Genomic DNA, 11898 nt, shown 5'->3' on the forward strand with positions numbered 1-11898 from the left:
GCGAAGTCTGACTTCACCCAGCTTATCCAGGTCTCCATGGCTTACCGCAAGATTGACTGGGAACACACCGTTGCCGGTACTTCCGGTGCGGACGACTGGCGTGCGCCCATCGAGGCCTAATCCTCGTTTTGAAACTTTGGTATTCCTTGCAAGTAGTTATGTGTCTTATGGGCCGGTTGCCAAACCGGCCCTCTTAGCCCGTATTTCTCCGGTTTGCTCAGGTAGCCGGAGCTTTTCTGTTTTGCCATCCCTCTGCTGCGCATTCGATTGATGCGGGGGGATGGCAAAGCACTAAAGGGTGTCCTGTGATGCAGACCCAATCCGCCCGTAACCCGTGTTCGCCGCTATCTTGGTTGCCCGTTGTGGCACCGGAGAGGGCGGTAGCGTGGTTTGGCGGTTGGGGTCTTGAAGAGGGGCGCAGACATCGCGTGGCCGTGACAAGAGGGGAGAGCCATGGCTAATCAAACCGGATTGCAATTTACCGTCAAGGTGGGGGCGCTGCCCGAGAGCACCTTCGTCGTGGCGAGTTTCCAGCTGGACGAGGGGCTGAACCGGCCGTTCAACCTGCGCCTTGAGCTGGCCAGCAGCCAGCCGGATGTCGACTTTGGCGCCGTGCTGGACCAGCCGTGCGAGCTGATGGTGTGGTATAACGGCGAGCTGCAGCGCAGGGTGTGCGGGGTAGTGAGCGAGTTTGCCCAAGGGGACAGCGGCTTTCGCCGCACCCGTTACAGTCTTGAGGTGAAACCCGCCCTGTGGCGGCTGGGGCTGCGCCAAAACTCCCGTATCTTTCAGGCGCAAAAGCCCGATGAAATTCTCTCTATTTTGCTGCAAGAGCACGGCATCACTGACTACGCCTTTGCCCTGAAAAACGAGCACGCCCAGCGCGAATACTGCGTCCAGTATCGGGAGACCGACCTCGATTTTGTGAACCGCCTCGCTGCCGAAGAGGGCTTGTTCTACTTCCACGAATTCGAGCAAGGCAAACACCAGATTGTCTTTGCCGACGACGCGGCAGCCCTGACTGCTGGCCCCGAGCTCTTCTTCAACCTCGGCAACCGCAGCCTCGAGCAGGGCGCCTATGTCCGCCAGTTCCACTACCGCGAGGCGGTGCGTCCCTCTGATGTGGAGCTGAAAGACTACAGCTTCAAGACGCCGGCTTATGGCCTCTCCCACAAAAAGCAGGGTAGCGAACTCGAGCATCAGCGCGACACCTACCAGCACTTCGACTACCCGGGCCGCTACAAGCAGGACCCGAGCGGCAAGGCCTTTGCCCAGCACCGGCTTGATGCGCTGCGCAATGACGCGGTGGCAGGCAGTGGCAAGTCCAACTGCGCCGCGCTACTGCCGGGCCAGCACTTTTCACTCACCGAACACCCCAACGGCAGCCTTAATACCGACTGGCAAATCGTCCATATCCGCCACACCGGTGAGCAACCGCAGGCGCTGGAGGAAGAGGGCGGCAGCGGCCCGACCGTCTATCACAACGAATTTGGTGTGGTGAAGGCGAGCACCACCTGGCGTGCCCGCATCGGTAGCCCCGAGGCGCCCTACAAACCGATGGTGGATGGCCCGCAAATCGCCATGGTGGTGGGTCCCGAGGGGGAGGAGATTTACTGCGACGAACATGGCCGGGTGAAGCTGCAATTCCCGTGGGACCGCTACGGCAGTTCCAACGACCAGAGTTCCTGCTGGGTTCGGGTATCGCAAGGTTGGGCAGGCGGTCAGTATGGCATGATGGCCATCCCGCGCATCGGCCACGAAGTCATCGTCTCGTTTCTGGAAGGAGACCCCGACCAGCCCATCGTGACCGGTCGCACCTTCCATGCCACCAACCGGCCGCCGTATGAGCTGCCTGCCCACAAGACCCGCACCGTGCTGCGCACCGAAACCCACAAGGGCGAGGGCTTTAACGAGCTGCGCTTCGAAGACCAGGCAGGTCAGGAAGAGATTTATATCCACGGTCAGAAAGACCTGAACGTGCTTATCGAAAATGATGCCGCTTGGCATATCAAGCACGACCAGCACACCGACATCGACAACGAGCGGGTGACTCGCATCAAGGCCAAAGACCACCTGACGGTGGAGGGGGAGAAGCGTGACCAGATCAAGGCGGACTATTCGCTGACGGTGGATTCCTCCATGCATCAGAAGCTGGGGCAAAGCTGGCTTGTTCAGGCGGGGCAGGAGATGCACGTCAAGAGTGGTGCCAAGGTGGTTCTGGAGGCAGGGTCAGAGATCACCGTCAAGGTCGGTGGCTGCTTTATCAAGGTCGATGGGGGCGGGGTCACTCTGGTTGGCCTCACCATCAAGATGAACTCGGGCGGTGCTGCCGGATCTGGCTCCGGGTGTTCGACCCAAGCGCCTCTGTTACCCAAAGCCGTCGTGCCGGAACCTCGCTAGGGGGGCTGCTGATGCAGCGCGGCATCCATTTTCACATTTACGGGTGTTTCGGGTGGTGATGATTTCATATCGTCATTGCCCGGCACCCTTCGTTCGTTATTTTTACTTATGCAAAAAAGCAAAATGAATAAAAAAAATTTATGGTGCGTGCTGGCTGTCGCTCTGCTCGCCGGTTGTGCCACGACAAACTCGTCTGTGAGTGATGCCGAGCTTGCTAAAGAGGCAAAACAGGGCAATGGCAAGGCGCAGTATGAACTCGCCAAACGGCTGGCGGCGCAGCCCGACTATCCGCAAGCCATGCACTGGATGCAGCAGGCGGCAGGCCAGAGTGGTCCTCTGGCTGCCGATAACAAGGTTCGCGGAGCTGCCGCTCTGCAGGTTGGCCACTGGTATCAGTTGGGATTGGGCGAGCCGAAAAGCCCGCAACTGGCGGAACAGTGGTGGCAACGAGCATCCCGGCTGGGCAATCGTGAAGCCAGCTATCAGTTGGGGCTTTCCTGTCGCAGCGAACATCAGGGCAAGCTGGCAAGTGACTGTCTCGACTGGTTTGAGCGGGCGGCCAGGCAGGATCACGCTGGTGCCCAGTTGATCCTGGGGGAATGGTATGCCAGCCAGCCTGGAGCCGATCAGGATGCCATCGAGTTGTTGGAAAAGTCAGCCGAGCAAGGTAACCGCGATGCCCAGTATCAGCTTGCGCTGCGTTATCAGCAGGGAAAGGGAGTGGTCAAACGTCCCGATATTGCCATGCGCTGGTTCGAGAAGGCGGCAGCCCAGCAGCACCCTGATGCTCTCTATGTCCTTGCCTCCGAGGCAAGCCCCAGAACGGCATTCGAGGCCTATCAACGCGCCGCCAATGCCGGTTCTGCACCTGCCCAGCTCTGGCTTGGCATGGCCTATCTGGCGGGTGAGCAGGTCGCAGCCGATCCGGCACTGGGACGCTACTGGCTGGAGTTGGCGGCAGGTAACGGCGCCCATGAAGCGGAGTACCAGCTTAGCCTGCAGCAGAGCGATGCATCGTCGCGGGAGCACTGGTTGTCGCTGGCGGCGCAAGGGGGGATTAGCAAGGCACAGGTCGAGTTGGCCACTTTGCAGCAAGAGCGGGGGGAGCTGGAGTTGGCCCGTGAGGGGTTCGCGCTGGCCAGCAAACAGGGTGAGCTCGATGCTCAATACGCCTATGGCGAGATGCTGCGTCTTGGTCAGGGGGGCAAGGAGGATTATAGTCTCGCCCTGAAACAGTACCGGCTTGCGGCTAATGCCGGACATCGGGAGGCGCAATATCGCATGGGGATGATGCGGGATCAGGGACTGGGTGCCCCTCGCAACAGACTGCATGCTTATGCATGGTATTTGCTGGCTGCCACCGACGGTAACAAGGAGGCAACCCAGGCGAGAAATGAACTGGAAAAAGAGATGACCGAAAAGGAGAAAAGCGCTGGTCAAAAATTGGCGCAGCACTGGTTTGATCGTCTTGCCAAAGGTAAACAACTGGACAGTTGATAAACAGTATGTTGAGGGGGAGTTGGCGTTTCCCATTCTTCCTGATAATGGTGTTTATGAATTTAATTATCAGTGAGCAGCCTTGGTGTGCTCTCATTGATTGCCTGATAGCTGATTTCTGCTCATTGATTGTGCGGGATGATGTGAGCAAAATGCGCGGATTTTCTTGAAGAGGTGGACGACAGAAGCTGTCGCGCACCTCTTTTTTTGTCATTTTTTTTTGGGAGTTTTCTGACGGCAAATTCAGCTATTGCGGTTGGCTTTTTTGAGTGGGGGTTGTTATTTTCTTACCGTAATAAACGCGTGCAGTGCACACACAGATATTTTTGTGTAAGTTGTTGATTTTATTTGTTTATATTTTCTGTTGAATTTGTTTTTTGCTTGGTGGATAGAAATGAATCATTGACTTGACAATATATGGACATATACCATGCGGCGCAAATGGCTCTTAAGCCAAAATGACCTCAAACAAAGAGTTGAGGCGTATCGGGTTGTATAGATAACAAGATGGATATTGTGTTTTTGATTATTAGAGCAATTGCTTGAGATATATCGAAAATGCATCCTTGGTCAATGCTATTGCCACCGAAAATAGCGATGGCACCGTCAACTGTCATTTTTTACAGTTGCCGGAGAAAGTGTTGACTATAAGCTTTGTGGCCTTGTTGGCCCTTAACTTGGTATTTAGAGCATGGGAAAAGGAATTGACGGCGCCACTGTTGCGCCCAAAGAGCGTATCAATATCAAATATGTACCGGCAACCGGTGGTCAGCAGGCGGAAATTGAACTTCCGCTGACCATGATGGTGGTTGGTAATATGAAAGGGCGTACCGAAGAAACCCCTATCGAGGAGCGCCAGACCGTCTCCATCGACAAGAATAATTTCTCTTCAGTCATGAAAGAATCCGCGCTGGAACTGAAGTTTTCCGTTCCCAATCGCCTGGAAGAAAACAGCCAGGACGAGATGCCGGTTTCGATCAAGATCCAGTCTCTGGAAGATTTCACCCCGGACAGCGTTGCCCAGCAGGTTCCCGAGCTGCGCAAGCTGCTTGAACTGCGCGAAGCACTGGTTGCCCTGAAAGGGCCGTTGGGGAATATCCCTGCCTTCCGCAACCGCTTGCAGGATCTGCTGTCCAGTGATGAAGCCCGTGAGCAGCTGCTCAAGGAGCTGGATTTGATTAAGCCTGCCGAGTGATCGCCGGGTTGGATTGACTGAACGAGAAAGGAAAAAACATGTCTTTGGTCGAAGAACAGGTTCAAGCGGGGGCAGCTGTCGCCTCCTCGTCCTCCCTGCTGGACGAAATCATGGCGCAGGCTCGCATCACTCCGGTGGATGAGGGTTACAGCGTCGCCAAGCAGGGCGTTGCAGCCCTGATCGCCAATATTCTGGATAGCGGCTCTACCGCCGAGCCGGTCAACAAGGCGCTGGTTGACAGCATGATTGTCGAGCTCGACAAGAAGCTGAGCAAGCAGATGGACGTCATCCTGCACGCCAAAGAGCTGCAGGAGATGGAGTCCTCCTGGCGCTCCCTCAAACTCCTGGTGGATCGCACCGATTTTCGCGAGAACATCAAGATCCAGGTGCTGCACGCCACCAAGGAAGAGCTGCTGGAAGATTTCGAGTTCTCGCCCGAGATCACCCAGTCCGGTCTCTACAAGCATGTCTATTCAACCGGCTACGGTCAGTTCGGCGGTCAGCCGATCGGTGCCGTGATTGGTGACTACGCCTTTACCCACAGCTCGCCCGACATCAAGCTGATGCAGTATGTCAGTGCCGTCGGTGCCATGGCCCACGCTCCCTTCATCTCCTCTGTCGCCCCCGCCTTCTTCGGCGTTGACAGCTTCACCGATCTGCCCTCCATCAAGGATCTGAAATCGGTGTTCGAAGGACCGGCCTACACCAAATGGCGTTCCCTGCGCGAATCGGAAGATTCCCGCTATCTGGGTCTGACTGCGCCGCGTTTCCTGGCCCGTCTGCCCTACGATCCGACCGAGAACCCCATCAAGGGCTTCAACTACAAGGAAGATATCAGCTCGGATCACGACCACTATCTGTGGGGCAACACGGCCTATCTGATGGGCACTTCCCTGACCGACAGCTTCGCCAAGTACCGCTGGTGCCCGAACATCATCGGCCCGCAGAGCGGTGGTGCCATCCACGATCTGCCGGTGCACGTCTATGAGGCGATGGGCCAGCTGCAGGCGAAGATCCCGACCGAGGTGCTCATCACCGACCGTCGCGAGTATGAGCTCTCCGAAGAGGGTTTCATCACCCTGACCATGCGCAAGGACAGCGACAACGCCGCCTTCTTCTCTGCCAACTCGGTACAGAAGCCCAAGGTGTTCCCCAACACCAAAGAGGGCAAAGAGGCGGAGACCAACTACAAGCTGGGTACCCAGCTGCCCTACATGTTCATCATCAACCGTCTGGCGCACTACATCAAAGTGCTGCAGCGCGAGCAGATCGGCTCCTGGAAGGAGCGTCAGGATCTGGAGCGCGAGCTGAACGGCTGGATCAAGCAGTACGTTGCCGATCAGGAGAACCCGCCGGCAGACGTGCGCAGCCGTCGCCCCCTGCGTGCAGCCCAGATCAAGGTGCTGGATGTGGAAGGCGAGCCGGGCTGGTATCAGGTCGCCATGGCCGTGCGCCCGCACTTCAAGTACATGGGGGCGAGCTTCGAGCTCTCTCTGGTAGGTCGACTGGACAAGGAATAATGACCGATGCCGTATCTCTCTTCCTGGGATAGAGGAAATACGGCCAGTCTGTTTGATCGCATCAGGGGGGAGGGGCATGGCTCCTCCCCCCGTTCGGAAGTGGAGGTGCTGGTCGATTCCGTAAAACGGCAACTCGATCAGATCCTCAACACCCGTCCCGGCAACTGCCGCAGCGCGCCCGATCTGGGGGTCATCGATCTTAACGATGCTACCCAGGGGAGTGCCGATATCAAGGGACGGATCCGGGAGGCGATCCGGCAATGCATCCGCCGGTATGAACCGCGGATCGTACATGTGGATGTACGTTCACCCGACTATCAGTCGAGCCCGCTCGAGATGTCGTTTCTGGTGACCGCCCACGTCAGGCTGGAACATATCGATCACGTTACCTCGTTCAACGTCCATATGGACAGTCACCGTCACTACCGCATGGTCTGATCAATGTCGCTGGAACATTACTTCAGGGATGAACTGGCTTTTTTGCGCCTGCAAGGGCGCGAATTTGCCACTGCCTATCCCGAACTCACCCGCTTTCTGTCGGAGCAAAATAGCGATCCGGACGTGGAGCGTCTGCTGGAAGGGTTCGCCTTTCTCACGGGCAACCTGCGCGCCAAGATTGAGGATGAGTTTCCCGAGCTGACCCACGGTCTGCTCAATATGCTCTGGCCCAACTACCTGCGCCCCGTGCCCAGCATGACCATCATGCAGTTCTCGGTCATTCCGGGGGCCATCGCCCAGCCGGCGCTGGTGAGTCAGGGGTGCCAGCTCGACAGCCTGCCGCAAGATGGTGTGACCTGCCACTTCCAGACTTGTCACGATGCCTGGGTCTATCCCGCAGACATCCAGCATATCTCGGCGCAAAGTGGCAACGATCTCTCCACCATCTCGCTGGATATCGCCCTGCATGCACCGCTTCCCCTGAGCGAGCTGCAGCTCGACAAGCTGCGTCTCTTTCTTGGCGGGGACAGCTACACCGCCTATGAACTCTATTTCTGGCTCTCCAACCAGCTCTCCCACATCGAGCTGGAGGTCGACGGCAAGCGGTTCCGTCAGGAAGCCAAGGCACTGAAACCGGTCGGCTTCGAGCGTGATGATGCGCTGTTGCCCTATCCGAACAATGTCTATTCCGGTTACCGGATCCTGCAGGAGTACTTCTGCTTTCCGGAAAGTTTCCTCTTCTTCGAGCTCTCGGGCGGTGAGTGGCCAAAGCAGCCGCTGCCGGTCAGCGAGTTCAAGATCCATTTCTGCTTCGACCGGCCGTTGCCGGCGGAGCTCAAGATCCGCCCCGACTCTTTCATGCTCAACTGCGTGCCGGCCATCAACCTGTTCCAGCACGACAGCGAGCCGGTCAATCTCAATGGCCGTCAGGCGGAGTACCCGCTCAAGGCGAGCTATCGCCATGCCGACAGCTTCGAAATTTTCTCAGTCGACAAGGTCGAGGGGTGGGTCGAGGGCAATCTGGGGCGCTCCCGCGGCACCCCGCGCATCTATCAGCCGTTTGAAAGTTTCCAGCACCAGATTGAACGGGCCAAACAGCGGCTGGCGCTCTACTACCGGGTGCGGGTCAAGGAGTCGGTGAGCGGCGATGGCTTTGAGCACAGTCTGTCGTTTGTGCGCGGGGACGAGACCATCGCCCACGATCTGGACGAGTCCATCTCGGTGACGCTCACCTGTACCAACCGCTCCCGCGCCGCCCGCCTCAAGGTCGGCAGCGTCTGCGTACCGACCGGCAGCTCCCCCTCGTTTGCCACCTTCCGCAACCTGATCCGGCCAACCCGGCCGCTGCGTCCGGCTCTCGATGGCAGCCTGCACTGGACCCTGATTTCCAACCTGTCGCTCAACTATGTCTCCCTGCTGCGGCGCGATGCGCTGGTGCAGGTACTGCGCACCTACGACTTTCCGGCGCTGCATGACAAGCAGGCGGAACAGGCATCGCGCAAGCGGCTGGAGGGGATTGAGGAGATCGAGACCACGCCGGTGGACCGGCTGGTACGCGGCATGCCGGTGCGGGGGCTCAAGTCGGTGCTCTCCATTCGCCAGTCCGCCTTTGGTAGCGAAGGGGAGCTCTATCTGTTCAGTACCGTGCTGGCGCACTTCTTCTCGCTCTATGCCAGCGTCAACGCCTTCCACCTGCTTGAGGTGGTCAATCTCGATAACAAGGAGCGCTATCAATGGCCAGTCCAGATCGGTCAGCACTCCCTGATGTGACCTGCGCAGGGGAGGCGCCGCGCTTCAACTTCTTCCAGCTGGTCGAGCTGCTCAACCGGCTGGAGGGGGCGGATCAGGAGCGTGGTCTCGACCACCTGCCGGGTGACGAGAAGATCCGCTTCAAGGCGACTGCATCGCTGGGCTTTCCCACCAGCGACGTGCTGCAGTTTGGCCGCGATGAGCAGGGGCGCCACGAGCTTGAAGTCGCTTTTCTCGGCCTGCACGGCAGCCAGTCGCCGATGCCTGGCTACTACCTCGACTCGCTGGCGTGGGAGTACGCCCAGGGGGAGCAGAAGCTCGGCCTCTTTCTCGACTTCTTTCATCACCGTCTGCTGACCCTGCTGCACCGGATCTGGCGCAAGTATCGCTACCACGTCCGTTTTCAGGACAACGGTGAGGATGGCTTCTCCCGCCTGATGTTTGCCCTGGTGGGGCTTGGCAACGAGGCCGTCTGCCAGAGCCTGCCGGTCAATCGGGCCAAGATGCTCTCCTATGCGGGCATGCTGGCAAGTCCCAGCCGCTCGCCCGAGGTGGTGGCCGGTCTGGTGGCCCACTGTTTCGATCTGGCCGAGGTAGAGGTGAGTGCCTGGCAGTGGCGCAAGGTGCCGATCCATCCGGATCAGCAAAACCGTCTGGGGGGGGCCTGCGCCACTCTGGGCGGTGATTTTGTCATCGGCGACAAGGTGAATGATTGCGCCGGCAAGTTTTTGTTGAAGATCAACAACCTGAGTTTCAGCCAGTTTCTCGGATTTCTTCCGAACGGGGAGCACTTCCAGTCGCTGGTGACCTTTGTCTCCTTCATCTTGCGCGATCAGCTGGCTTGGGATCTGCGTCTTGGCTTCGGTCAGGAGCAGGCGAAGGGGCTGCGACTCGGTGAAGAGCAGAGCGCCCGTCTGGGGTGGAGTACCTTTCTCGGCCAGCCACCGAGCGAGCCGTTTGTGACCATATGTGTGCAGGAGTGAATGTGGACGAGTTTAATCAGCAACTTTCCCTGGTGGTGCTCAACAGCGAGCAGCTCGATGGTCGCCAGCAGGTGCAGTACCGCTTCGACGAGATGGGCGGCACCCTGGGTGCTTCCGAGCAGGATGACTGGCAACTGAAGGATCGGTTGGGGGCCGTGCTGCCCGCTCACGCCCGGGTCGAGCTCAACGATGGGCGTTTCTGCCTGTGCGATCTGAGCGGCCAGACCTATATCAACGGTGCCACCTCGCCCATCGGACGGGCCCGCAAGGTGCATCTGGAGCAGGGAGACGAGCTCATCGTCGGCCCGTTCCGCCTGCGCGCCTATCTGGGGGCCATTACGCCGGAGCAGAGCCTGCATCAGGTGCTGGGAACCCATCCGGCCGAGCAGCTTGACGAGTGGCTGGCGGGCGAGGAGCCAACAGCCGGTGTGGCGGATCCGCGCCATCTCGCCGTCGACCCCTTGCTGGCCCTGCAACAGGAGCGCGCCATCAATCCGCTGGCCGAGAGCCGCATGCAGGCCGAGCTGCACCCTCAACCGGAGATGGACACCCTCTCCCTTGCCCCTTTTTCTGCTGTCGAGAACACCATGAACCAAGAATTTCTGGATATGCCCACCATCGAGAACCATCCCGATTTCATGCCGCAAGAGGGAGTCGATCACGTCGCACTGACGCCGCTGATGCGCGGTCTTGGTCAGAACCTGCAACTGGAAGATACCCGTCAGGCGCACGACATGCTTGAAGAGATGGGCAAGACCATGCGGGCCATGGTGGAGGGGCTGCTCCAGCTGCAAAACGATCAGGCGGCGCTGGCCGACAAGCACTTGCGCCCGATTGAGGATAACCCGCTGCGTCTTGGCCTTGGTTATGACGAGACCCTGGCTGTGCTGTTTGCCGAGCAGAAGAGCCCGGTGCACCTGAGCGCGCCGGCCGCGGTGGCCGAGAGCCTGCAAAACGTGCGTATTCACCACGTGGCGAACCAGCAGGCCATCAGTGCGGCGCTTGACAGCATCCTGCAGGCCTTCTCGCCGGAAGCCCTGCTCGGCCGGTTCGAGCAATACCGCCGCAGCGGCGCGCCGGGTATGGCTGATGAAGGGTGGGCCTGGAACATGTACCAGCACTACTACCGCGAGCTCACCTCTGCCCGCCAGCAGGGGTTCGACAAGCTGTTCCATCAGGTTTACGCCCAGGCGTATGACCAGGCCGTGCGTCAGCAACAGGGACTGATTTGATGATACGTGCGCTGATGCTGGGGGCGGCTCTGCTGACCCTCGCCGGTTGTACCACCATGGGCAAGATGGCTGACGTCGCCATGAACCCGGATATCCAGGTGGGGAGCAACAATGATCAGCCCTCTACCCTCGGGCTGAGTCTGGTCGCCGAGCCTGACGTCAACCCCAACGAGAGCGGGGAGGCGGCACCTATCGAGTTTCAGGTGGTGCTGCTGGCGGAAGATTCCAAACTGCTTGCCACCGACTACGACCAGGTGACGGCAGATGTGGAGAAGGCCCTTGGCAAGAACTACCTCGACCATCAGGAGTACACCCTGTTGCCCGGCCAGTTCAAATACCTGCCCCCCGTCAAGCTCGACGAGAAGACCCGTTACATCGGCGTGATTGCACGCTACGCCGATCCGGACAGCGCCGAGTGGCGCAAGGTCATCAAGATCAAGAGCAAGGGAATGGCCTATCAAATCCTGGTGCACCTGCGCCTGGATGAAGTGGAACTACAAAAAGAAGAAGAATAACCATGTCGAGTCGAAATCGGGTTATCTGGCGTGAAGGGCTCTTTATCAAGCCCCAGCACTTCCAGCAACAACAGAGACATTCGGATTACGCGCTGCACGCTCGCCTGAGCGCGCTCAGCGACTATTTCTATGGCTTGCAGTCGCTCGCCATCAATGAGGATTACCTCGGCTTTGGCCGCATCGCGCTGGTGGGGGCCACCGGCATCCTGCCGGACGGTACCGTGTTCAACATCCCGAACGACGATATGCTGCCGACGCCGCTGGAGATCACCGACGCTTCGGTCGCCAACCAGAAGGTCTATCTGGCGTTGCCGCTCTCGGTGAGCGGGGTCAACGAGGTGGGGCAGGGTGGTCAGGTCGCTACCCGAC

General features: G+C 58.8%; 9 protein-coding genes and 2 pseudogenes. All 11 read left to right on the forward strand.

Annotation, left to right across the window (positions count from 1 at the left end):
* Nucleotides 1-120 (forward strand): annotated as a pseudogene (locus tag AACS24_RS09780) (type VI secretion system tube protein Hcp); the annotation flags it as partial.
* Nucleotides 121-453: 333 nt separating this feature from the next.
* A pseudogene (locus AACS24_RS09785) lies at nt 454-2394 on the forward strand (type VI secretion system Vgr family protein); the annotation flags it as partial.
* Between the two features lie 114 nt (nt 2395-2508).
* A complete protein-coding gene (locus AACS24_RS09790) occupies nt 2509-3897 on the forward strand; it encodes a tetratricopeptide repeat protein (RefSeq protein ID WP_375124756.1) in 1389 nt (462 codons plus the stop codon).
* Nucleotides 3898-4588: 691 nt separating this feature from the next.
* Nucleotides 4589-5092 carry a type VI secretion system contractile sheath small subunit gene (tssB, locus tag AACS24_RS09795; RefSeq protein WP_033114640.1) on the forward strand — a complete coding sequence of 168 codons (504 nt, stop codon included), beginning with the start codon at nt 4589-4591 and terminating at the stop codon, nt 5090-5092.
* 38 nt (nt 5093-5130) lie between these two features.
* Nucleotides 5131-6612, forward strand: coding sequence for a type VI secretion system contractile sheath large subunit (tssC, locus tag AACS24_RS09800; protein WP_033114641.1), 1482 nt, complete (start codon nt 5131-5133; stop codon nt 6610-6612).
* 6 nt (nt 6613-6618) lie between these two features.
* Entirely contained in the window at nt 6619-7050 is a 432-nt protein-coding gene (tssE, locus tag AACS24_RS09805) for a type VI secretion system baseplate subunit TssE (protein ID WP_033114642.1), read from the forward strand.
* A gap of 3 nt (nt 7051-7053) precedes the next feature.
* Complete coding sequence (gene tssF / locus AACS24_RS09810) at nt 7054-8820, forward strand: type VI secretion system baseplate subunit TssF (protein WP_108573434.1); 1767 nt, start codon at nt 7054-7056, stop codon at nt 8818-8820.
* On the forward strand, nt 8784-9782 hold the full coding sequence (gene tssG, locus AACS24_RS09815) for a type VI secretion system baseplate subunit TssG (RefSeq protein WP_108573438.1): 999 nt from the start codon (nt 8784-8786) through the stop codon (nt 9780-9782). Before tssF ends, tssG begins: the two co-directional genes overlap by 37 nt.
* Before the next feature lie 2 nt (nt 9783-9784).
* A complete protein-coding gene (tagH, locus tag AACS24_RS09820) occupies nt 9785-11014 on the forward strand; it encodes a type VI secretion system-associated FHA domain protein TagH (protein WP_108573436.1) in 1230 nt (409 codons plus the stop codon).
* Nucleotides 11014-11529, forward strand: coding sequence for a type VI secretion system lipoprotein TssJ (gene tssJ / locus AACS24_RS09825; protein ID WP_041210858.1), 516 nt, complete (start codon nt 11014-11016; stop codon nt 11527-11529). The genes tagH and tssJ overlap by 1 nt, the downstream gene beginning before the upstream one ends.
* Before the next feature lie 2 nt (nt 11530-11531).
* The coding region (gene tssK / locus AACS24_RS09830) for a type VI secretion system baseplate subunit TssK (RefSeq protein WP_181364362.1) at nt 11532-11898 on the forward strand (367 nt) is incomplete at its 3' end.

This window comes from Aeromonas sp. HMWF016 (assembly GCF_963878195.1).
Classification (GTDB): domain Bacteria; phylum Pseudomonadota; class Gammaproteobacteria; order Enterobacterales; family Aeromonadaceae; genus Aeromonas; species Aeromonas lacus.